Source organism: Olsenella sp. SW781, from assembly GCF_012027725.1.
In the GTDB taxonomy this organism is placed as follows: Bacteria; Actinomycetota; Coriobacteriia; order Coriobacteriales; family Atopobiaceae; genus Thermophilibacter.
Genome location: NZ_SJOU01000017.1, coordinates 24,360 through 46,752 on the forward strand (window position 1 = coordinate 24,360; position 22,393 = coordinate 46,752).

Annotated in this window: 17 protein-coding genes; 15 read left to right on the forward strand and 2 right to left on the reverse strand. The window is 66.6% G+C overall.

Features of this window, described 5'->3' with window-relative positions:
• Positions 1-338: 338 nt before the first annotated feature.
• From E0L17_RS09475 to E0L17_RS11130, 3 genes are all read left to right on the forward strand, one after another.
• On the forward strand, positions 339-1,022 hold the full coding sequence (locus tag E0L17_RS09475; protein ID WP_167930993.1) for a DUF3800 domain-containing protein: 684 nt from the start codon (positions 339-341) through the stop codon (positions 1,020-1,022).
• Positions 1,023-1,596: 574 nt separating this feature from the next.
• Entirely contained in the window at positions 1,597-3,366 is a 1,770-nt protein-coding gene (gene aspS, locus E0L17_RS09480; RefSeq protein ID WP_167930994.1) for an aspartate--tRNA ligase, read from the forward strand.
• Between the two features lie 77 nt (positions 3,367-3,443).
• Positions 3,444-3,566 carry a hypothetical protein gene (locus tag E0L17_RS11130; RefSeq protein WP_286163415.1) on the forward strand — a complete coding sequence of 41 codons (123 nt, stop codon included), beginning with the start codon at positions 3,444-3,446 and terminating at the stop codon, positions 3,564-3,566.
• Between the two features lie 216 nt (positions 3,567-3,782).
• On the opposite strand, the gene E0L17_RS09485 is transcribed toward E0L17_RS11130, so the two are convergent.
• Complete coding sequence (locus E0L17_RS09485; protein ID WP_286163416.1) at positions 3,783-4,496, reverse strand: aquaporin; 714 nt, start codon at positions 4,494-4,496, stop codon at positions 3,783-3,785.
• A gap of 266 nt (positions 4,497-4,762) precedes the next feature.
• Here E0L17_RS09485 and E0L17_RS09490 point away from each other — a divergent pair, with 266 nt between their 5' ends.
• The 7 genes from E0L17_RS09490 (at position 4,763) to E0L17_RS09520 (ending at position 14,184) form a co-directional block, all read left to right on the forward strand.
• A complete protein-coding gene (locus tag E0L17_RS09490; protein WP_286163417.1) occupies positions 4,763-5,584 on the forward strand; it encodes a transporter substrate-binding domain-containing protein in 822 nt (273 codons plus the stop codon).
• Positions 5,585-5,600: 16 nt separating this feature from the next.
• Positions 5,601-8,711, forward strand: a complete 3,111-nt coding sequence (locus E0L17_RS09495; protein ID WP_286163418.1) for a mechanosensitive ion channel domain-containing protein — start codon at positions 5,601-5,603, stop codon at positions 8,709-8,711.
• Positions 8,712-8,864: 153 nt separating this feature from the next.
• The gene (locus E0L17_RS09500) at positions 8,865-9,362 is read left to right on the forward strand and encodes a MarR family winged helix-turn-helix transcriptional regulator (protein ID WP_206109103.1); all 498 of its coding nucleotides are present in this window, start codon (positions 8,865-8,867) and stop codon (positions 9,360-9,362) included.
• On the forward strand, positions 9,362-11,101 hold the full coding sequence (locus E0L17_RS09505; protein WP_167930998.1) for an ABC transporter ATP-binding protein: 1,740 nt from the start codon (positions 9,362-9,364) through the stop codon (positions 11,099-11,101). The genes E0L17_RS09500 and E0L17_RS09505 overlap by 1 nt, the downstream gene beginning before the upstream one ends.
• Positions 11,102-12,940 carry an ABC transporter ATP-binding protein gene (locus E0L17_RS09510; protein WP_167930999.1) on the forward strand — a complete coding sequence of 613 codons (1,839 nt, stop codon included), beginning with the start codon at positions 11,102-11,104 and terminating at the stop codon, positions 12,938-12,940. It abuts the gene before it with no gap.
• 40 nt (positions 12,941-12,980) lie between these two features.
• Complete coding sequence (gene crcB, locus E0L17_RS09515) at positions 12,981-13,355, forward strand: fluoride efflux transporter CrcB (RefSeq protein ID WP_167931000.1); 375 nt, start codon at positions 12,981-12,983, stop codon at positions 13,353-13,355.
• 214 nt (positions 13,356-13,569) lie between these two features.
• Positions 13,570-14,184, forward strand: a complete 615-nt coding sequence (locus tag E0L17_RS09520) for a flavin reductase family protein (RefSeq protein ID WP_167931001.1) — start codon at positions 13,570-13,572, stop codon at positions 14,182-14,184.
• Here the strand turns inward: E0L17_RS09520 and E0L17_RS09525 are convergent.
• Entirely contained in the window at positions 14,181-15,644 is a 1,464-nt protein-coding gene (locus E0L17_RS09525) for a lipopolysaccharide biosynthesis protein (protein WP_206109104.1), read from the reverse strand. The two genes, E0L17_RS09520 and E0L17_RS09525, sit on opposite strands and share 4 nt — an antisense overlap.
• Positions 15,645-16,288: 644 nt before the next feature.
• Between E0L17_RS09525 and E0L17_RS09530 the strand changes: the two genes are divergently transcribed.
• From E0L17_RS09530 to E0L17_RS09550, 5 genes are all read left to right on the forward strand, one after another.
• Positions 16,289-19,012, forward strand: coding sequence for a phosphoenolpyruvate carboxylase (locus E0L17_RS09530; protein WP_167931014.1), 2,724 nt, complete (start codon positions 16,289-16,291; stop codon positions 19,010-19,012).
• Positions 19,013-19,496: 484 nt separating this feature from the next.
• On the forward strand, positions 19,497-20,492 hold the full coding sequence (locus tag E0L17_RS09535; RefSeq protein ID WP_167931002.1) for an Abi family protein: 996 nt from the start codon (positions 19,497-19,499) through the stop codon (positions 20,490-20,492).
• Between the two features lie 190 nt (positions 20,493-20,682).
• On the forward strand, positions 20,683-20,844 hold the full coding sequence (locus E0L17_RS09540; protein ID WP_167931003.1) for a hypothetical protein: 162 nt from the start codon (positions 20,683-20,685) through the stop codon (positions 20,842-20,844).
• Positions 20,845-21,065: 221 nt separating this feature from the next.
• A complete protein-coding gene (locus E0L17_RS09545) occupies positions 21,066-21,410 on the forward strand; it encodes a MarR family transcriptional regulator (protein WP_167931004.1) in 345 nt (114 codons plus the stop codon).
• Positions 21,411-21,628: 218 nt separating this feature from the next.
• Positions 21,629-22,063 carry a helix-turn-helix domain-containing protein gene (locus E0L17_RS09550; RefSeq protein ID WP_167931005.1) on the forward strand — a complete coding sequence of 145 codons (435 nt, stop codon included), beginning with the start codon at positions 21,629-21,631 and terminating at the stop codon, positions 22,061-22,063.
• Positions 22,064-22,393: the final 330 nt, after the last annotated feature.

Genomic DNA, 22,393 nt, shown 5'->3' on the forward strand with positions numbered 1-22,393 from the left:
CTGAGCCCGCGGTAGAGGCTACGTCGCAGCACCCGCCCGTCCTTCTCGCCAGCAGCTTGACTCCATCGAGGTCGGCGATGTCGTGCGCCACAAGGCGTTCGGCCAAGGTACGGTGGTGAGTCTCGACGAGGGCTACATCGTCGTTCATCTGGGCGGCAAGGACCGCATGTTCGCGTTTCCTGGTGCTTTTGAGCAGGGATTTCTGGGATTGTAGGCCATCTGAGGTGGCAGCGCGTTTGGAGCGCCCCCAGTGTGGTATAAGAGAAGTGGGCCCTTCGGGGTCTTCCAAGCGCCGGGGGCGTTTCCCCCGGCATTTTTTATATCGAGAGGGGACCGAGTTGCGAGAGCTGAGCGTCTTCGTAGACGAGTCTGGAGCCGACGGCCTGGACTCGGACTACTACCTTCTGACGCTTGTGTTCCATGACCAGAGCGCGCCTTTGGCTGACAGCGTTTCTCGATATGAGCGGAGCCTTGTGGCGCGCGGCCTCCCCAATCTGCCCTTTCATGCCTCGCCCCTGATGAACGGGCACGACGACTACTCCTTTATGAGCGTTGAAGATAGGCTGCGGCTTCTTGCGGCGTTTCGCGTCCTGTTCCGATACCTCCCCATCCGCTACAAGACCTTCTCGTACCGGAAGCGTGAGTTTGCGGATGCCGAGCACCTCTCCGAGCGGATGCGTCGGGACGTGGTCAACTTTCTTTTTGATAACCTCGACTACCTTCAGCAGTTCGACCGGGTGAAGGTCTACTACGATGGTGGCCAGCATGCGGTGACGCAGGCGATCCACGACGCGCTCGAATACGCGCTCGCCCGCGAGGCTGTGGTGTTCCGAGCCGCCTCGCCTTCCGAGTACCGACTCTCTCAGGCGGCTGACTATGCCTGCGCGGTTGAGCTGACGGCGCTCAAGTACCAGGCCCACGAGGAGACCGCCACCGATCGTCGCTTCTTCGGCTCGTGGGGTACGTTCAAAAGAAACGTCCTCAAGACGGTGCGCAAGAAGGCGTTTGTCGGCGCTCCGTAGGGTCCTTCTCGGCGCTTCGGTTAAATGGACCGGCCCTGCTCGTTCCCCGGGGCCTTTGAGCAGGGGTTTACGGGCTGAAGCTGAAGGAACGATCGGCGTAGCCTTTCGTCTCCAAGCCCAGGGGGTTGCATGAGGTTCGGTTTTGCTGGCTGCGGTGCGCGGCTGGCGTTCGTGACATGCTCGGTTCTGCTGGCGGTGCCGCCCGCTCTTGCTTTCCCGCGACGGTAGGAGCTACACCTGAGTACGAGCAGTAAGTTCTGAGTCTACTTATCGATTGGCGCATACATTGGCAGCCCAGCTCTGCCAATTTCGCCATAATTGGCAGAGCTGGGCTGCCAATTCTGGAGGCTGCCACGAACGAAGCGATTGCCTCCGCACTCTCCAAGGGTGCGCACCGCTTCTTTGACGAGCTGCATCGTCCGCGTGATTATTGTCGTCCGGTTACGCTCGCGCGCCGCCAGCGTCGCCCGTAGTACAATCACCCCCGCTGTGACGCGCGCCGTTTACGTGCGTCGCGGCCATCCGGAAGGCGCCGCCCGTACGGCACGGGGCGGCAGGACGAGAAAGGCATCACATGGACTCCCACACCATGCACACCCACACCTGCGGCGAGCTGCGCCGCGAGCACATCGGCCAGCAGGTGACGCTCACCGGCTGGGTCTGGCACCGCCGCGACCACGGCGGCCTCATCTTTGTTGACCTGCGCGACCGCGACGGCGTGACGCAGGTCTCCTTTGACCCGGAGCACTCCGGCGGCGAGGCCTTCCACGCGGCCGAGACCATTCGCTCCGAGTGGCCCATCAAGGTCACCGGTGTGGTCCGCGAGCGCCCCGAGGGCATGGAGAACCCCAAGCTCGCCACCGGCGAGATCGAGGTCCTTATCGACGCCATCGAGGTCCTCAACTCCTCCAAGACGCCGCCCTTCCAGATCGAGGACCACGTGGACACCTCCGAGGACGTCCGCCTGCGCTATCGCTACCTGGACCTGCGTCGCCCGCGCATGACGGCCAACCTCAAGATGCGCTCCGACTTCACCTTCGCGCTGCGCCAGGCGCTGCACGACCGCGAGTTCCTCGAGGTGGAGACGCCGGCGCTCTTCAAGTCCACGCCCGAGGGCGCGCGCGACTTCCTCGTGCCGTCCCGCACCCAGCCCGGCCACTTCTACGCGCTGCCGCAGTCCCCGCAGCTCCTGAAGCAGCTCCTCATGGTCGGCGGCGTCGAGCGCTACTACCAGGTCGCCAAGTGCTTCCGCGACGAGGACCTGCGCGCCGACCGCCAGCCCGAGTTCACGCAGGTGGACATCGAGATGAGCTTCGTCGAGCAGGACGACGTCATGGGCGCGCTCGAGGACGTTCTGTCCGACGCCTTCTCCAAGATGGGCGTCGAGATGCCCACGCCGCTGCGCCGCCTGGACTACTGGGACGCGATGGACACCTACGGCTCCGACAAGCCGGACACCCGCTTTGGCATGGAGCTCCACGACGTGACGGGGATCTTCCAGGCCTCCAAGTTCAAGCTCTTCGCGAGCGCCGCCGCGACCGACGGCCAGTACGTCAAGGCCATCAACGCCAAGGGCGCCGGCGCCTGGCCGCGCGCGCAGATCGACAAGCTGGCCAACGTCGCCGCCGAGTTTGGCGCCAAGGGCCTCGCGTGGATCGCGTTCCGCGAGGATGGCTCCGTGAACAGCCCGATCGTCAAGTTCTTCTCCGACGAGGAGATGGAGGCCCTCAAGGCTGAGATGGACGTCGAGCTGGGCGACCTCGTGATGTTCGCCGTGGCCGACCGCAAGACGGCCGACGAGATCCTCGGCGGCATGCGCCTGCACATGGCAAACGCACTCGACGTCCCGCGCGAGGGCCACGACTTCCTCTGGGTGGTCAACTTCCCGCTCTTCCACTGGGACGACGAGGCCAAGCGCTACGAGGCCGAGCACCAGCCCTTCACCCTGCCCACCGAGCTCGACGTCGAGAAGATCAAGGCCGACCCGCTGGCCATCGGCTCCGCGACGTACGACTTCGTCATGGACGGCTGCGAGGCTGGCGGCGGCGGCATGCGTATCCACAACTCCCAGATGCAGCTCGACATGCTCGAGCTCATGGGCTTCACGGTGGAGCGCGCCCGCGAGCAGTTCGGCTTCCTGATGGACGCCCTCGAGTACGGCGCGCCCCCGATGGGCGGCTTCGCCCTCGGCCTCGACCGCGTGTGCATGCTGCTCGCCGGTGAGGACTCCATCCGCGACGTCATGGCGTTCCCCAAGACGTCTTCTGGCAGCGACCTCATGTCCGAGGCCCCCAGCGAGGTCTCCGGCAAGCAGCTCAAGGAGGTCGGCCTCCGCCTCCTGTAAAAGGGGACGGGTTTTCTCTCAGAGAAAACGGGACAGGTCTCAGGGACCGTCCGGCGCCAGCTGGCGAAGGGAACGGCATGAGCGACAAGCGCGAGCAGGTCGAGAAGCTCCAGAAGGGCACCGCCAAGCTCTACGCTGGCATCCTCATCGCGGTGCTGCTGGTCGTGGTGGTATGGGCCGTGGTCTCTAACCTCGGGTAGGCCGTCCTTCTCGCCAGCATCTTTTAGTCTGCGTTCTCACCGAGACAGAGGAACGGGACAAAATGGGCTCTCAAACGACCCCGTTTTGTCCCGTTCCTCTGTCTCGGTGCAAGCGCAATGGGCGAGAAGGGCGTCGGCCGGAGGGCCCGCGCGCGAAAAAGCGGCGCCCGCCGGGAGTGGCGGGCGCCGCAAGGTGGGGGCGTGTGCCGAGAAGGACTACTTCTCGGAGCCGTAGAAGCTCTTGAAGCCCTTGAAGATGACCGCGGCGAGGGCGGCGCCGGCGAGCGGCGCGAAGATGAAGACCCAGACCTGCTCGATGGCGACGGTGTTGCCGGTCACGGCCATGGCGAGCGCGGGGCCGAAGCTGCGGGCGGGGTTCACGGAGGTGCCCGTCAGGGGGATGCCCATGATGTGCACGAAGGTGAGGCAGAGGCCGATCACGAGGCCGCCGAAGTGGCTGGTCTTGACGTCGGCGGTCACGCCGAGGATGGTGAGCACGAAGACGCAGGTGAGGATGACCTCGACGACGAAGGCGCCGATCATGGAGAGGCCGGTCGTGGAGGCGTCGCCGAAGCCGTTGCAGCCGAGGCCGGTCTCGGCCACGCCGCCGAGGGAGCCGCACTGGGTCACGATGAACAGCAGCACGAAGGCGGCCGCGATGGCGCCGACGAACTGGGCGATCCAGTAGCAGTAGAGGTCCTTGAGGGAGATGCGGCCGTCGACGTAGCAGCCGAAGGTCACGGCCGGGTTGATGTGGCAGCCCGAGACGTTGCCGATGACGAAGGCCATGGCGACGATGGACAGGCCAAAGGCCAGGGCGATGCCCACGGTGCCGAGCGTGGTGCCGGCTATGCAGGCGCTGCCGCAGCCGAAGAGCGTGAGCACGAACGTGCCGAGGGCCTCGGCGAGGTACTTCTTGGTGGAATCCAAAACATCCTCCTTCATGAAACGTGCCCGACGGCTGAGGTCCGCCGGGCGACAAAACGCTCGCCATTGTGCCGAAGCGGATGGGCTCCCACAACAGGGCGCGCTCAATTTCAATGGGAAGTTGAACAAATGAACTGCAGGTCAAGAGTTAGCTCAAAGCTAGGTTGAAACTGAAAAAGAATACGATTACCTGCAATTTTGTACGAGATAATGACAAATCGTGTGAATCAGCTGGTTAACGAGAAGTTCAAGGGGGAAGGACGTTGAATTTGACGAGACGGTCCTTCGGCGCGCTGATGCTTGCGGCGCTGCCGGTGGGAATGCTTGCGAGCGGGTGTGACGGCGCGCCCGTCGCGATCGGCGGGTTGAAGGGGACCCTGCGCGCCGGCGTGCGCGCGGACGTGGTGGGGTTCGGCTACCTCAACGAGGGCACCGGCAACTACTACGGCATGGAGATCGACCTCGTCAACCAGCTCGCCGACCGCCTCGGCTACGGCGAGGTCGAGTTCGTCACCGTGCTCCCGGAGAACCGCAAGGAGATGCTCCTCAACGGAGAGATCGACCTCATCGCGGGCTGCTACTCCATCGCCGACTCCCGCCTGGAGAACTTCGACTTCTCTCCCGCGTACTATGACGACCGGGTCATCGCGGTGGTCCAGAACTCCTCCCTCTTCGAGGGCATCGACGACCTGCGCGGATGCACGTTCGGCACCATGTCCGGCGCCAACGCCGCGCCTTTGCTCTCCATCAAGCTCTATGAGATAGGCTTCACGAACGGCGAGGTCGTGACCGCCAACGAGGACAACTCCGACGTCACCTTCGACACCTGGAACCTCGTGCAGTACCCCAGCTACCAGGAGCTCTCCGACGCGCTCGAGTCCGGCGAGGTCGACGCCATGGTGCTCGACGGCGCCATCGCGCATACCTACATGGACGACAAGCGCACCGTGCTCCCCGACTTCGTGGTGGCCGAGCAGTCGTTCGGCGTGGCCACGCAGAAGGGCTCCGAGCTCTCCCAGCCCGTGTCCGAGGCGGTGCAGGAGATGCTCGACGACGGCACCATCGCCGCGCTCGTGGACAAGTGGGACTAGGGGGATAGCGATGCGGATGTCACGTAACCTCAAGATCAAGATCGCGGCCATCGTCATCGCCGCGCTCGCGAGCATCGCCGTCATGGGGGTGCTCCTCTCCAACATGCAGAGCGAGCTCACGCGCGCCAACTATGACGTCGAGATGGAGGAGGAGGCCAGGCAGCTCACCTCCCTGCTCGCCGAGGCGGACGAGGAGAACGCTCAGAACAAGGAGACCTTCGACGCCATCTACCAGTCCAAGGCCCAGAGCGTCTCGTTCCTCGTCGCCAACGACACGGGCTTCGAGGCCACGGACGCCAAGATGCGCGAGTACCAGGAGCTCCTCGGGGTCGACAACGTGCTGCTGGTGAGCGCCGACGGAACCGTGGTCGCCAAGGCGGCCGACACCCGCGCGGACTTTGCCGCCGCGCGCTTCAACTACCTGCGCGAGTCGCTCGCCACGGGCGAGCCGTCGCGCGCCGTGGAGATCGACCTGCCCGAGCAGGACTGGAACGTGCGCTACTACGCCGCGCGGATCGACGAGGGCACCATGGTGGTCATCGAGCAGAGCCCCGCGGAGCTGCACGAGCTCGTCGACTCCACCGGCTCGACCGCGAGCGTGCTCAAGGGCATCCAGATCGGGCAGGACGGCTACGTCTTCGCCCTCTCCGCGCAGACCTACGTGATCGAGTACCACCCCGACGAGCGCCTCATCGGCGCGGACGCCATCGACGAGGGCATCGACGTCGAGGACCTCGAGGACGGCTTCACCGGCTGGATGAGGCTCGACGGCAAGAGCATCTACGGGCGTGTGTGCCTCGTCGACGACATGTATTACATCGAGGCCGTCCCCGCGGCCGACATGAACGCCTCGGGCGACGTCACCGTGGGCGTCATCCTCTTCGCGTTCGCCGTCGTGGCCGCGTCGGTGGCCCTCTACGGCATCTTCGTGCTGCGCGAGGACGAGCGCAACGGCCACGAGGGCGTGGAGGAGATCCGCGCGCTCGGCGGCATCCGCGTCAACCGCCGCATCGCGAGCCGCGCGGCGGTGCTGTCCGTCGTGGGCTTCATCTGCATCGTGGTCATCTCCTTCTACATGCAGACGCTCTTCGCGCTCTCCTCGCAGTCGCTCACGCTCTCCGAGCGCGTGGACCAGGTTGCCTCCACCATCGACCGCAGCCAGGACCGCGCGGCCGAGCTCGAGTCCCAGTACAACGAGCGCTACCTCTCCAAGGCCAACGTCGCGGCCTACGCGCTCGACCACAACCTCGCCCTCGCCACGCGCGAGAAGCTCCAGGAGCTCGCCGACGTCCTGCAGATCCAGTACCTCTTCACCTTTGACATCAACGGCACGATGACGGCCACCAACTCCAACTTCACCAACTTCGTGCTCTCCGAGGACCCCGAGGACCAGTCCTACGACTTCCGCAAGCTCCTCCAGGGCGTTGACTCCGTCGTGCAGGAGGCCGGCCCCGACGAGGTCTCCGGCGAGCTCAGGCAGTACATCGGCGTGACCACGCACGACGAGTCAGGCACCGTGAACGGCTTCGTCCAGCTCGGCATCCGCCCGACGCGCCTCGAGACCCTCCTCGAGAGCGTCCAGATTGAGAACGTGCTCGACGGCGTCCACGTGGGCGCGGACGGCTTCGCCTTCGCCGTCAACAAGTCCGACGGCGCCTTCGCCTACTATCCCGCCGACAACATGGTCGGCAAGCTGGCCACCGACTGCGGCATGACCGACGACCAGCTCAAGGACGGCTACAGCGACTACATCTCCATCAACGGCGAGCAGCTCTACGCCGCGTCCGCCGAGACGAGCGACTACTACGTCTTCGCCGTCGGGCCCGACGGCGCGCTCATGGAGGAGCGCGGCCCGCTGACCATCGCCACCGGCGGCGTGGCCATCGCCTGCCTCGTGGTCGTCTTCTGCATCATGGTCCTCGAGCCCCGGCCCAAGCCGGGCTCCCAGGCCGAGGCTGCCGAGAAGGACGAGGGCGACGACTCGCGCCCCAAGATGGTGAACGTCACCGTGGGTGGCCGCACCATGCGCACCGTGAGCGCAGCGAGCCGCTGGTTCCACCGCTCCTTCAACTGGTACGAGATGTCGCCCGAGCAGAAGCTCGGCACCGTCCTGCGCTGGTTCATGGGCGTGGCCGTCATCATCGTGTGCGTCGCGGTCATCTTCAAGGACGCGATCTTCGAGAAGAGCTCGATCTTCTCGTACATCCTCGGCGGGAGCTGGCAGCACGGCCTCAACATCTTCGCCATCACCGCGTCGATCATGTTCGCCTGCGTGATCGCGACCATCGCCGAGGTCCTGCAGCAGATCCTCATGCTCATCGCCCGCGTCGTCGAGGCGCGCGGCGTGACCATGTGCCGCCTCATCGCGAGCGCGGTGAAGTACGCCTCCGTGATCATCGCGCTGTACTGGTGCCTCGCGCTTCTCGGCGTGGACACGGCGACGCTGCTCGCCTCGGCCGGCCTGCTCACCTTCGCGGTCTCCCTCGGCGCCAAGGACATCGTGACCGACATCATCTCGGGCCTCTTCATCATCTTCGAGGGTGAGTTCCGCGTCGGCGACATCATCCAGGTGAGCGGCCAGCGCGGCACCGTCATGGAGATCGGCGTGCGCACGACCAAGATCAACGACGGCTCCGGCAACATCCTCGTGCTGCGCAACTCCAACATCTCCAACGTGGTCAACATGACCAAGGAGCACTCCTACGCCGCCGTCGAGGTGGGCATCGAGTACGGCGAGAGCCTCGAGCGCGTGGAGAGCATCCTCGCCAAGGAGCTGCCCAACATCAAGAAGCGCCTGCCGGCCATCATCGACGGCCCGTTCTACAAGGGCGTCACGATGCTCGCGGACAACTCGGTCAACATCAAGATCGTGGCGGAGTGCGCCGAGAAGGACCGCGCGCCCCTCACCAACGACCTGAACCGCGAGATGAAGCTCCTCTTCGACCGCTACGACATCTCGATCCCGTTCCCGCAGGTCGTGGTCAACCAGCCGACGGTCTTCAAGAAGGCGACCTTCGCCGAGAAGATGGCCGCCGACAAGTTCAACGCGGAGCAGAAGGAGGCCATCAGGAACATGGTGGACGAGGACGAGGACTTCGACGAGTCCAACGACTCCGAGCGCCGCTAGCCGTGAGCTGGGGGCAGTCCCCAACCCACCCACATAGGTGACACGAGCGCCCGTCTCCGCGTCGCGGGGCGGGCGCTCTGCCGTCGGCCCTTGACACGGCGGCGCCCTGTCGTATTCTTGCATGGTCAACCATTGACGTGTCAAGGAGTCACCATGCCCATTCCGGAGCGGGGGTCCTCGCTCGAGGACTTCCACATGCGCCTCATGCGCGCCTTCCACGCGCAGCGCACCTACCTGAGGCCGCGCGTCGACGAGCTCGGGCTCGGCCCCGGCCAGCCGAAGATGCTCGTCTACCTGGCCGTTCACGGCCCGTCAAGCCAGCGCGAGGTCGCGGACTTCTTCGAGTGCGACCCCGGCGCCGTCTCGCGCATGTTCGACTCCCTCGAGCGCGCGGGCTTCGTGACCTCTGCCCCTGGACGGGACCGCCGCACGAAGGCCCTCGAGCTCACGGAGCGGGGCCGTGCCGCCGCGGACTCCTGGGACGCCATCTGCGCCGATGAGCAGGAGGTCATGCTCGCGGGCTTCTCACCCGAGGAGCGTGCCGCCTTCGCCGACCTTCTCGCCCGCGCCCGCGCCAACCTCTGGCGCGCCATCGACGACGCCGACCCCGCGCGCGACCCCGCCGGCGGCGCGAAGGGGGGCGAGGCCTGATGGACGGCGTCCGCCTCATCGCCCGCTACCTGGGGCCGTATCGTCGCGACTTCCTCATGGCCGTGCTCTGCGTGGCCGTGGAGACCTCGCTCGAGATCTTCATCCCCGTGCTCATGGCCTACGTCCTGGACGAGGGCATCATGGCCGGCAGCCTGCCCACCGTCCTCAGGGGCGGCGCCGGCATGCTCGTCTGCGCGCTCCTCTCGCTCGGGCTGGGCTTTCTCTACGCGCGCTTCTCTGCCCGCGCCGCCATGGGGCTCGGCGCGCGCCTGCGCGAGGCCGAGTACGCGCACCTGCAGGAGTTCTCCTTCGCCAACCTCGACGACTTCGAGAGCTCGTCTCTCGTGACGCGCCTCACCACCGACGTCACGGTGGTCCAAAACGCCCTGGTCTCCGGCACGCGCCCGCTCGTGCGCGGCCCCGTGATCATGGTGATGGGCCTGCTGTGCGCATGGCTCATGTCGGCGGAGCTCGCGGTGGTGTTCTTCGTGGTGATGCCGATGCTCGCGGTGGCGGTCTTTCTCGTGGTGCGTCGCGTGGGACCGCTCTACCGCGTGCTCCAGGGCGTGATGGACAGGCTCAACGACGCCCTGCAGGAGGACCTCGCGGCCATCCGCGTGATCAAGGCCTACGTGCGAGAGGGGCATGTCGCCGAGCGCTTTTCGGACGTGAACGGGGAGCTCGCCTCCACCGCCACGCGCACCTTCCGCACGGCCGTGCTCAACCTCCCGATCTTCCAGGCGACCATGTACACGACCTGCGTGGGCATCATGTGGCTCGGCGGCCAGATGATCCTCGCGGGCACGCTCACGGTGGGCACCTTCACGGGCTTCATGAGCTACGTGCTGCAGATCGTGAACTCGCTCATGATGATCTCAAACGTCTTCCTGCTGCTCGCGCGCGCCGTCACCAGCGTGGAGCGCGTGGGGGAGGTGCTGGACGAGAAGCCCACCATCGCCTCCCCGCATCACGCGGTGCGCGACGTGCGCGACGGCTCGGTCGCCTTTGACCACGTGAGCTTCAAGTACGCGAGCACAGCCGAGAAGAACGTCCTCGAGGACGTCTGCCTCGACTTCCCGGCGGGCTCCACCATCGGCATCCTGGGCGGCACGGGCTCGGGCAAGACCACGCTCGTGCAGCTCATCGCCCGACTCTACGACGTGACCTCGGGCACCGTGCGCGTGGGCGGGCGCGACGTGCGCGACTACGACCTCGCGCGCCTGCGTGACGCCGTGGGCGTGGTGCTGCAGAAGAACGTGCTCTTCTCGGGCACCGTTCGCGAGAACCTGGCCTGGGGAGACGCGGGCGCCTCGGACGAGGACATGCTCGAGGCGTGCCGCCTCGCCTGCGCGGACGAGTTCCTGGACCGCATCGGCGGGCTGGACGGCGACCTCGGCCAGGGCGGCGCGGGCGTCTCGGGCGGGCAGCGCCAGCGCCTCTGCATTGCCCGTGCCCTGCTCAAGCGTCCGCGCGTCCTCATCTTCGACGATTCCACGAGCGCCGTGGACATGGCCACGGACGCCACGATCCGCGCAAACCTCGCCACGCTCACCGACGTCACCAAGATCGTGATCGCCCAGCGCGTGGCCTCCGTGATGGACGCCGACAAGATCGTGGTGCTCGACGACGGGCGCGTCCACGCCTGCGGGACGCACGAGGAGCTTCTCGCCAGCGACCCAATCTACCAGGAGATCTACGAGTCCCAGATAGGCTCTGGGATCAGCGGGGAGGTGGCGTAGATGCCGTCCCGTCAGACCGCGGCGCCCGCGCGCCCCGCAAACATGCTCGCCACGCTGCGGACGCTCCTCTCCTACATGAGCCACGCGCGCTGGATGCTCCTGCTCGTGGCGGTGCTCGTCACCGTGAGCGCGCTCGCCAACCTCTTCGGCACGTACATGATCAAGCCCGTGGTCAACGCGGTGGGGGAGGGCGACTTCGCGTCCTTCTCGTCCGGCGTCGCGCTGACCGCGGTGATCTACCTCCTGGGCGTGGCGTCTGCCGCCGGCTACACGCAGACGATGGTGCGCGCGGCGCAGCGCGTGGTCTTCGACATCCGGCGCGACCTCTTCGACCACATCGAGCGCCTGTCGCTCTCCTTCTTCGACCGCAGCCGGCACGGCGACGTGATGAGCTACTTCACCAACGACGTTGACACGGTCTCCGAGGCGCTCAACAACAGCTTCGCGAGCCTCGTCCAGGCGGGCGTGCAGATCGTGGGCACGCTCACGCTGCTTCTGGTGCTCGACTGGCGCCTCACGCTCGTCACCCTGGCGTGTGACGCGGGCATCGCGCTCTACGTGCGCTTCTCGGGCGGACGGAGCCGGCGGTTCTTCTCGCGCCAGCAGCACGAGCTGGGCGCCCTCGACGGCTACGTGGAGGAGATGATCTCCGGTCAGAAGGTCGTGAAGGTATTCAACCACGAGGCCGCCAACCTCGCCGGCTTCCGCGAGCTCAACGAGCGCCTGCGCGAGGCGGGCACATCGGCGCAGGCGTACGCCTCCACGATGGTGCCCGTGACCGTGTGCGTGGGCTACATCAACTACGCCATCGTCACCATCCTGGGCGCGGTTCTGGCGCTGGGCGGGCAGATGGACGTGGGGTCGCTCGCGAGCTACCTCGTCTTTGTGCGCCAGGCTACGGCGCCGCTCAACCAGTTCACGCAGCAGGGCAACTTCCTGCTCACGGCGCTTGCGGGCGCGGAGCGCATCTTCTCCGTGATGCGCCTTGAGCCCGAGGTGGACGAGGGCGTGGTGCGCCTCGAGCACGCCGACGACGTGGAGGCCGCGCGCGTGGCGGCCGGCGCCGCGGGCTGGGCGTGGCTCATCGACGGCGAGCACGTGCCGCTCCAGGGAGACGTCCGCTTCTACAACGTGGACTTTGGCTACGAGGAGGGCCAGACGGTCCTCAAGGACCTCACCCTCTACGCCAAGCCGGGCCAGAAGATCGCCTTCGTGGGCTCCACGGGTGCGGGCAAGACCACCATCACCAACCTCATCAACCGCTTCTACGAGACGCGCTCCGGCGTGATCACCTACGATGGCATCGACGTGCGCGACATCGAGAAGGCCTCTCTGCGCCGCTCGCTCGGCATCGTGCTGCAGGACACGCACCTCTTCTCGGGGACCATCGCCGAGAACATCCGCTTCGGCAAGCTCGACGCCACGGACGAGGAGGTCCGCGCCGCCGCGCGCGTGGCAAACGCCGACGGCTTCATCTCGCGCCTGCCGCGCGGCTACGACACGCCCGTGGTGGCCGACGGCGCGAACCTCTCGCAGGGGCAGCGGCAGCTCCTGGCCATCGCCCGAGCGGCCGTGGCAAACCCGCCGGTGCTCATTCTCGACGAGGCCACCTCGAGCATCGACACGCGCACCGAGGCGCTCATCCAGCGCGGCATGGACGCGCTCATGGCGGGGCGCACGGTCTTCGTGATCGCGCACCGGTTGAGCACCGTGCGCAACGCAGACGCGATCATGGTGCTCGAGCACGGGCGCATCGTGGAGCGCGGCACGCACGAGGAGCTCCTCGCGCTTCGCGGGGAGTACTGGCAGCTCTGGACCGGCGCCAAGGAGCTCGACTAGACGCTTCGAGGGCCCGCGGGCGGCGGGAGAGGGGATTCGCATGATCGAGCTTGTGGCCGTAGCGCTGGGCGGGGCCGTGGGAAGCGTGGGACGCTGGGGCCTGGGACTGGCACTCTCGTCACTCCTGCCGGGCCTGCCGGCGGGGACCTTCGTCGCCAACGTCCTCGCCGGGCTCATCATCGGCGTTGTGAGCGGCGCGAACGCGGTCTCTCCGCTGCCCGAGTCCGCGCGCCTGCTTCTCACCGTGGGGCTCTGCGGCGGGCTCTCCACGTTCTCGACGTTCTCCAACGAGACGTTTCAGCTGCTCGAGGCGGGCAACGGCCTGGCTGCGGCGATGAACGTCGCGGCGAACGTGGCCACGTGCCTCGTTGCGGTCTGGGCGGGCACGCGCCTCGGCGGCGCGCTCTGCTCCTGAGGCCCCGGGCCCGCGTCGCACAACCCGACAAATCTGAGGAAAAATCGCCCGTTTTGTCGGGTTGTGCGACGCGGGCGCTCTACCCCGCGCCCCCGATGGGGCGAGGCTGCCCGTTCCGACTGTACACATGCCGCGTTTTGATGCCAGAATTGGGTGGAATGCGCGGCACGTGCGCAGTCGGGGACCCTAGGGTCCGGTCAATGAAAGGGGAGTCATGGCGAAGCAGGCCTGGAAGGGCGGAAACATGCTCTACCCGCTTCCCGCGGTGATGGTGAGCTGCGCAAACGAGGCGGGCGAGAGGGACATCGTGACCGTTGCCTGGGCGGGGACCGTCTGCACCAACCCGCCCATGCTCTCCATCTCCCTCAGGCCCGAGCGCCACAGCTATCACATCGTGCGCGAGTCCGGCGAGTTCGTCGTCAACCTCGTGACCACGCGGCTCCAGCGCGCGTGCGACTGGTGCGGCGTCCGCTCCGGCCGCGACTTCGACAAGTGGGCGGAGTGCGGTCTCACCCCCGCCCCGACGGCGACGCTCGAGCTTGCGCCCGCGATCGAGGAGTCGCCGGTGAGCATAGAGTGCCGCGTCCGCGACGTGCTCGAGCTGGGAAGCCATCACCTCTTCCTCGCGGACGTGACCGCCGTCCAGGTGGAGGAGGGCCTCCTCGACGCGCGCGGCAGGCTCGACCTGGGCCGCGCGGGCCTCACCGCGTACAGCCACGGCGAGTACTTCGAGCTGGGAAGGCGCATCGGGTCCTTCGGGTACTCCGTCCGCAAGGGCCGGCCTCGCCAGGGGCCGCGGCGCGGCGGCCGACCGAGGCAGGGCGCCTAGCGCCCTCCCGCCATGCGCTTGCGGATGGTGAAGTACTCCGTCACGAGCAGCACCAGCAGGATGGCCATGGAGACGAGGCTCGAGACCACGGCGCCCGCGAGCCCGGCGAAGTTGACCAGCAGCATCGAGACCGGCACGGCAAAGGCGATGGCGATGAGGTAGAGCCTCGAGACCTGCTCCTGCGCCCGGAGCACCGTGATGATCTGATAGAGGAAGTCGATGCACGCGCAGACGCCGCCCGTCGCCACCATCACGAGGCAGAGGCTGCGGAACTGCTCGAAGTCGATCCCGTACATGAAGCTCATCACCGGGATGCCCACCGTGCCCATCACGAGCGCCATGCCGCCGGAGATGAGCGCGATCACGCCCATCATGGCCAGGACCAGCAGGTCGAAGCGCCGGTGCTTCTCGGGGTCGTCCCAGATGCGGGCCAGGCGGACGAGCTGCGGCTTGTAGATGAAGCCCGCCGCCATGAGGATGGAGTGGGCGGGGAAGTACATGGCGTTGTAGTAGAGCTGGTTGTCGTAGCTGAGCGCGCCCTCCATCGTGAACTTGGGCACGGAGTCGATGAGGTTGTAGAGGAAGAGCGCGAGGAACAGCGGGAAGCACTGGACGAAGAGCTCCCTCACGCCGCGAAAGCTCGCCGGGAGCGACCGCTCCGTCTCGAAGAAGGCAAGCGGCAGGGAGAGCAGCAGCAGCGACGCCACGCCGCCCACGGCGAGCCCCCAGCTCGCCCACGCAAGGTTGCGCGTCACGAGCAGGACCACGAAGAAGACCACGATCCCCAGCACGCAGCGCGCCGCCTGGGAGAGCCCCGCCAGGTAGAGCTTGTCCGCCTGCTGCAGGCGCCCCTCGTAGACGTCGGCCAGGCCGTCGACCGCGCGGAAGACGAGCACGCCCATGCAGATGGAGAACATGTAGCCGTCATATCCGCGGAACTGGCACCACAGCCATCCCACAAGCAGCATGAGCGCGCACGTGATGATGCGGTTGACCTGGTAGTCCAGAAACGTCTGCATCTCGTCGAGGTCGGAGACCTGATAGGTGCGCACCCCGTAGTTGGCGAGGAACAGCAGCAGCGTTCCCACGGTGAAGGCCATCGAGAAGAGGCCTGCCTGCTCGGCGCCCACGAACCACGTGGCGATCATCGTGAGCAGCGGGAACAGCATGCCCCAGGCGGCCTGCCCCAGGGTGTTGCACACGTAGTCGCGCTTGGTCTGGTGGGCGAGGTACTGCTCGGTCTCGCTCGAGAAGGTGCCGCCGAAGACGGCTCCGATGAGGCGGTTCCACCAGTCGTTGGCCACGCGGGCGAGAAACCCGGGCTGCCTGTCGGCCGCCGCCTTGGGCGGGCGCTTCCGCTTGCGGCCCTTCACCACCACGCCATAGCGCGGCGTCTTGGGCGTCTGGTTTGCGGGTCGCACGGGCGTGACCTCGTGGCGCTTGAACGGGTTGCGTGGCATGGACGACTTGTTTCCTTTCAGGGCTCTTCTCGCCCTACGATTGTAGCGTCCTGCCGTGACGGGAATGTAAAGCGCGCCGCGCCGCCGTCTGGCTGACCCCTGCGCTGGCGGGCGGCCCCGATGCCCCCGCGCTCAAATCCGGAACTGCGTACAGCGCGGCGCTCAAATCCGGAACTGCGTGCCAGCCGGGCGCCTGGAGTCGCGGCCGAGCATGGATGTCTGGTCGCAAGCCCAGATTACGCATGCCGAACGGCACTCAAATCCGGAACTGAGCACGGGGCTGTACTCAAATCCGGAACTGAGCACGGGGCTGTACTCAGTTCCGGAACTGCGCACAACCCGAGCAGGCAAGGCCGCGGTCAGGCGAGAGGGGCTAGGCCTCAGCCCGAGCCTCAGGCCCCGATTGTCGCTCAGTTCCGGAACTGAGCGCCAGCCGCCAGCCGCCGACCGCCAGCCGCCACCCCCCCGCGCCCCCGCCCGCCCCGCGTGAACAACGCGTTTCCCCCATGGGTCTTTCTTGCGCGGTCTTCTCGCCGGGCCCCCACTCACGCTATGGTGGATACGCATCGCACGTGTACCGCCCGCCCGTCAAAGGAGACACGTTGGCCGAGAAGAACCTCTCGCCCGAGAGCCCGTCCGCTATCATGCCCGCCTCCCCGGAGCTGGCCGACGCCGTCCGCGCCGCCACCGACTCCGCGCGCCAGGCGCTCTCCGGCGTCGACCTCCCCGAGAGCATCGCGGAGAACATGGCCCTGTTCCTCCGCCTGGTCCGCAAGGTGCTCGAGGAGTTCGACCCCGAGGTGCGCGCCACCTTCGACGTCCTTCTCGCCGACGCGATCCGCGCCAACGCGGACGAGGCGGAGGAGACCGAGGGCGAGCGCGCCGCCTTCTCCGACCTCGAGCGCATCATCGACGGCCTGGACGAGGAGCGCGCCACCATCATCATGCGCGCCTTCACGGCGTACTTCCACCTCGCCAACATCTGCGAGGAGAACTACCGCGTGGAGTCGCTGCGCAGCCGCGAGAGCACTGTGCCCACCACGGCAGACGAGGACCCCATCAACGACATCACCGTCGCCTATCGCCAGCTCGTGGACGAGTGCGGACGCGGCAAGGCCATCGCCCTGCTCAACCGGCTGGAGTTCCGTCCGGTCTTCACCGCGCACCCCACCGAGGCGCGTCGCAAGGCCGTCGAGGGCAAGATCCGCCGCATCGCCGGGCTTCTCGCCGCGCGGCAGGGCCTCGCGGGGATCGCGCTCGCGGAGAACGAGCGCTGTCTCCTGCAGGAGATCGACGCGCTCTTCCGCACCTCGCCGATCGCGCACAAGAAGCCCACGCCCGTCGAGGAGGCCGACACTATCATCGACATCTTCGACAACACGCTCTTCGACATGGTGCCCGAGGTCTATCGCCGCTTCGACGACTGGGAGCTCGGCGAGCGCGCCGGCACCGTGCCGCCCGTCTGCCCGGCGTTCTTCCACCCCGGTAGCTGGATCGGCTCCGACCGCGACGGCAACCCCAACGTCACCGCCCGCGTGAGCCGCCAGGTCGCCGAGAAGTTCCGCGCCCACGTGCTCGAGGCCCTCGCCGAGGCCACGCGCGCGACGGGCCGCAACCTCACGCTCGACGCCGCGTCCACGCCGCCCTCCGACCAGCTCGTCAACCTCTGGAACCACCAGATGGAGATGAGCGAGGCCATCACCGCCCGCGCGCTCGAGGTCTCCGCGAGCGAGCTCCACCGCGCGTGCATGCTCGTCATCGCCGAGCGCCTGCGCGCCACCATCGGGCGCACCGCGGACATCATGTACCCCGACGCGCGCGCCTACATCGCCGACCTGCGCGTGGTCCAGCTCTCGCTCGCCAAGGCGGGTGCCGTCCGCACGGCATACGGGCCCCTGCAGAAGCTCATCTGGCAGGCCGAGACCTTCGGCTTCCACCTCGTTGAGATGGAGTTCCGCCAGCACTCCGTCGTGCACACGCGCGCCCTCGAGGACATCCGCGAGCACGGCCGCTGGGGCGAGCGCGGCGAGCTCCAGCCCATGACGCGCGAGGTGCTGGACACCTTCCGCGCCATCGGGCAGATCCAGCGCAAAAACGGCGTGGACGCCGCGCGCCGCTACATCATCTCCTTCACCAAGTCCGCGCAGAACGTGGCGGACGTCTACCGCCTGGCGCACCTCGCCTTCGCGCACGAGGCCGACGTCCCCGTGCTCGACGTCATCCCGCTCTTCGAGCAGGCCGAGGACCTGGAGAACGCCGTCGCCACGCTCGACGAGATGATCCGCCTCCCCGAGGTCCAGCGCCGCCTGGAGCAGACAGGCCGCCGCCTCGAGGTCATGCTCGGCTACTCCGACTCCTCCAAGGACGCCGGCCCCACCTCCGCCACGCTCGTCCTGCACGCCACGCAGGCCGCCATCGCGCGCTGGGCGGACGAGAACAGCATCGACCTCGTCCTCATGCACGGCCGCGGCGGTGCGGTCGGGCGCGGCGGCGGGCCCGCCAACCGCGCGGTGCTCTCCCAGCCCTCGGGCTCGGTGAACTGCCGCTTCAAGCTCACGGAGCAGGGCGAGGTCATCTTCGCCCGCTACGGCGACCCCACGCTCGCGCGTCGTCACGTGGAGTCCGTCGCGGGCGCCACGCTGCTGCAGTCCGCGCCCTCCATCGACTGGGTCAACACCGAGGCCACCGAGAAGTACGCGGAGCTCGCGCGCACGCTCGACGCCGCCTCGCGCGAGAAGTACCTCGACCTCCTGCACACAGACGGCTTCGCGGAGTGGTTCTCCACGGTGACGCCGCTCACCGAGGTGGGCCTCCTGCCCATCGGGTCGCGCCCCGCGAAGCGCGGCCTCGGCGCCACCTCCCTCGACGACCTGCGCGCCATCCCGTGGATCTTCTCGTGGAGCCAGGCGCGCATCAACCTGGCCGCGTGGTTCGGCCTGGGCACCGCGTGCGAGCGCCTGGGCGACCTCGACCGCCTGCGCGAGGCCTACGCCGAGTGGCCCCTCTTCACCACGTTCGTGGACAACGTCGAGATGTCGCTCTCCAAGACCGACGAGCGCATCGCGCGGCTCTACCTCTCGCTCGGCGACCGCGACGACCTCGCCCAGAAGGTCCTTGACGAGATGGCGCTCACCCGACGCTGGGTGCTCGCCATCGTGGGCGACGAGTGGCCGCTCGAGCACCGGCGCGTGCTGGGCCCCGTCATCCGCATGCGCCTGCCCTTCGTGAACGTGCTCTCCGTGACGCAGGCCCTCGCGCTGCGGCGCCTGCGCGCGGGCGACCTCACGCCCGAGGAGCGCGACGCCCTCACCTACCTCATCCTCTGCACCGTCTCCGGCGTTGCGGCAGGCCTGCAGAACACAGGGTGATCCCTGCCTTGTCGTGTTGGCTCCGCTGAGCTGGCGTGCGGGGGATTTGCGACAGATTGGTCCCGTAGAACGTCGCCGGGGCCCCGCGGAGTGGGTGTGCGGGGCCCCGGCGACGTTTCCGGCCCGCGGTTTGACGCGAAGCCCCCGCACGGCTACCCTGCGGGGCCTCGACGACGTTTCCCCCGCACATTCCGTCGCGAATCCCCCGCACGGCCTTTCCGCGGGGGAAAGACGACGTTCCCGCTCTGCGTTCCGTCGCCAAGCCCCCGCACAAGCGCTCCGCGGGGGAGAGGCGACGCGCCCCACGACGCGGCGAGCCCCCGCATCCCGCCCATCCCCGCATTCCCGCCACCCGCCGAGAAGAACCATGGCTCGCGGTTCCCCAAACCCGCACTGACCTGCGGGCGCAGCAACGCGTCAGCAACTGGGAAGACACCTCTGCCGCCCCGGGTGCTACGCTCGCGCCCTGGGGAGGTGAGATGCCATGCCGAGCAGTGAGAAAAACCAATCAAAGCCTCTGCTTACCGTGAATCAGCAGATAGAGCACCTCAAGTCGAGAGGAGTGACCTTCAACCTCTGTAGCGATGAGGAGGCCGCGGACTATCTTGCCCATGCGAACAATCACCTTCGTGCGGCGTGTTACCGCAAGCTATATCCCATGCGCTCTTCGGGTGAGCGGGCGGGGAGCTACATCGGGATAGACTTCGGAGCACTCGTCAGACTGTCGTCTGCTGATCGCGTTCTTCGCTCTGCACTGCGTGAGATTACCCTTGACGTCGAGCACTTTGCTCGAGTCGAGCTGCTCGATAGGGCAAGCGGGCAAGGGGAGAATGGCTATGACTTAGTTCACGACTATGTCTCTGACCTGAGAGGCCGAGAAAGGCAGAGGGTAAGCTCAGGACTAAGCCGCAGGGCTCGAAAGGGCGCATCCCATGACGAGTATACGGGCGACCTCATCGCTCGCTATGAGAATGGTTACCCGCTCTGGGTTTTCCTTGAGGCGGTTGATTTCGGCATGCTCTGCGACCTGTGGCTGTTCTGCGCTCGCAGGTGGAATGACAATGAGATGTTGGAAGTGCATTATGTCCTCAAGAGCGTGAAGTCCCTCCGGAATGCGGCATGTCATAATAGCTGCATAATTAACGGCTTTCAGACATCCGCTCAGAGGGCAGGATATTCGCCGCCGGCCGTTCTGCTTGCATCCATGGGAGCCCACGGGATAAGAAACACAAAGGCACGGCGGGCTAAGATGCATAACCTGCGAGTTGCCCAGATCGCCGCGTCCCTCTACGCGTCGTACAGATTCTGCGTAAGGAGCTCAACAAGGCATCGACATGCCGCACTGATGATGGACGTGAGGGATGCGTTTTCTCAGGTAGAACCGCTCTGCCCGAAGGATGGGTCTCTCGTGTCGTTTTTCGATTTCATACTGAGGCTAGTTGACATCTGGCTCCCGGCGACAGAGACTGAGAACAGATGAAAAAACCGTCTCGGTTTTGTAAGGGCGTGTCCGCGTAGACGGATGCGCCCTAGTTTTTTTAGCTGTCCATTTGTTCCTGCGATGCCGCTGTGTGTCCGAATTTGTGGACGATGAGAGTGTCCACAAGAGGCGCTCGGACAGGGACGTGGCTTAATGGTACAAGGCGCTTGTAGAACGAATGGGGGATGACATGGCCGAATACAAGCTGGCAAACGGCAAAGTCCTCACGGACGAGGACATCGACCGCATCTGCAAGGAGTTCGAGACCGAGTCCTGGGCGGGCTGCCTCCAGTGCATCCACCAAGGCCCGATAGCCGGCACCCACGCGTCAGACCCCCTCCCCACGAAATGATGACGGTTTGATGGCGCGCCGCGGATTGCGCAACGCCTTGCGCGGACGCGCCCCCGCTCGCCCCGTACACTTTCCGCAATGATTGGAACAATGTGTCTTGCGCGACCAGAGGGCTAGGCTCTGATTGGTCGGGCACGTGACGGGAAGGGCGCAGGATGGCGCGCATAGGGGCGAAAAAAGTGCAGTGGGGGGGGGGTTCCTCACCGGATAAACCCCTGGAGATGACGCCCGGACCCGAGGACGCCACCCAGGCGCGCGGGGCCGCCGACACGCGGAGGCCGCGGGGCGCGCGCGGTGCCAAGCGCATCCGCATGACCGCCGCGGGGCCCGTCCGCCTTACCCCCACTGAGGCAAGGATCATCGAGTTCATCGAGCGGCACGAGGGAAAGCCCTGCTCCAAGGCGCAGATAGCGGCCGTGCTGGGCCGCAACGAGAAGACCGTCGATCGTCTGCTCTCCCGCATGCGCCGGGAGGGCATCGTCATATCCACGCCCGTCCACGCGGAGAACGGCGCGCAGCTCGCCAACGTCTACGAGGTGGTTGAGGAGTCGCAGCCGCTCGACTGACGGGCGGGCGCAGGGCGAGAAGAACGCGTTGGCCGCACGGGGCGAGTCCGCCGCAGCGCGATGCCCCCAGGCACCAAATCCGTGGGATCCGCGTGTGCCGGTCGCCCGCGAGCTGCCCCGATGCAATGTTGCGCAATCTTGCTGCCGCGTTCCCTCCGTAACGTAGGGGGGCGGCGGTCGCCCGGCCTCGTCGTCGACCCGTCGCAAGGTGACAGGTCTTGGGCGGAGGGACGTGGCTCATGGCGCGCATCGGCGCAAGCAAGGTTCAGTGGGGCGGGGCCGCCTCTCGGGGTGGCGTGTCCGACGAGGGCGCTGAGCGCGATGCGGCGAAGGACGCCCGCGACGGCGGGCGCATGAGCGACCGGCTGCGGCGCGAGCGGCGCTCCAAGCGCATCCGCATGACGGCGAACGGGCCCGTCCGACTTACGCCCACGGAGGCGCAGATCATCGAGTTCATCGAGCGGCACGCGGGCAGGCCCTGCTCCAAGGCAAAGATCGCGCTCGCCCTGGGGAGAAACGAGAAGACCGTCGACCGGCTGCTCTCCCGCATGCGCCGCGAGGGCATCGTAATCTCCGAGCCCGTCCACGCGGAGAACGGCGCTCAGCTAGCCAACGTCTACACGGTGGTGGACGAGGTGTGGCCCGAGGACTGACGTCCCTAGGGTCGTAGTTATAACATTTGATAATGCTCTGACCGTAGTGACAATCGCGGTCGTGTAATAATCTCGTGAGTGAAAGAAATACCCCCTCTCAGCAGAATGGTGGAGGTGGCGTGAGGCGAATAACGTGCATGGATGCGTTATTCCAGCTCAGCGCACCCAACCGTTCGCTGGTTCTCGGCGAGAAGAACCAGTCGATATCCACAGCATGAGAATGCTGTTTCGAAATATACGTACCCCCTCCCCATAATATTGCGAATATGATGCGATTTCGGTACCCCCTATCATAAAACAGGAAAAGAGATTAGCCCTCAACCAACCCTA

What these genes read in the sequence shown, in the direction of transcription:
- aspS (WP_167930994.1), top strand. Translation starts at nt 1,597, where the DNA reads ATGGACTCCCACACCATGCACACCCACACCTGCGGCGAGCTGCGCCGC.
- E0L17_RS11130 (WP_286163415.1), top strand. Translation starts at nt 3,444, where the DNA reads ATGAGCGACAAGCGCGAGCAGGTCGAGAAGCTCCAGAAGGGCACCGCC.
- E0L17_RS09495 (WP_286163418.1), top strand. Translation starts at nt 5,601, where the DNA reads ATGTCACGTAACCTCAAGATCAAGATCGCGGCCATCGTCATCGCCGCG.
- E0L17_RS09500 (WP_206109103.1), top strand. Translation starts at nt 8,865, where the DNA reads ATGCCCATTCCGGAGCGGGGGTCCTCGCTCGAGGACTTCCACATGCGC.
- E0L17_RS09505 (WP_167930998.1), top strand. Translation starts at nt 9,362, where the DNA reads ATGGACGGCGTCCGCCTCATCGCCCGCTACCTGGGGCCGTATCGTCGC.
- E0L17_RS09510 (WP_167930999.1), top strand. Translation starts at nt 11,102, where the DNA reads ATGCCGTCCCGTCAGACCGCGGCGCCCGCGCGCCCCGCAAACATGCTC.
- crcB (WP_167931000.1), top strand. Translation starts at nt 12,981, where the DNA reads ATGATCGAGCTTGTGGCCGTAGCGCTGGGCGGGGCCGTGGGAAGCGTG.
- E0L17_RS09520 (WP_167931001.1), top strand. Translation starts at nt 13,570, where the DNA reads ATGGCGAAGCAGGCCTGGAAGGGCGGAAACATGCTCTACCCGCTTCCC.
- E0L17_RS09525 (WP_206109104.1), bottom strand. Translation starts at nt 15,644, where the DNA reads ATGCCACGCAACCCGTTCAAGCGCCACGAGGTCACGCCCGTGCGACCC.
- E0L17_RS09530 (WP_167931014.1), top strand. Translation starts at nt 16,289, where the DNA reads ATGCCCGCCTCCCCGGAGCTGGCCGACGCCGTCCGCGCCGCCACCGAC.
- E0L17_RS09535 (WP_167931002.1), top strand. Translation starts at nt 19,497, where the DNA reads ATGCCGAGCAGTGAGAAAAACCAATCAAAGCCTCTGCTTACCGTGAAT.
- E0L17_RS09540 (WP_167931003.1), top strand. Translation starts at nt 20,683, where the DNA reads ATGGCCGAATACAAGCTGGCAAACGGCAAAGTCCTCACGGACGAGGAC.
- E0L17_RS09545 (WP_167931004.1), top strand. Translation starts at nt 21,066, where the DNA reads ATGACGCCCGGACCCGAGGACGCCACCCAGGCGCGCGGGGCCGCCGAC.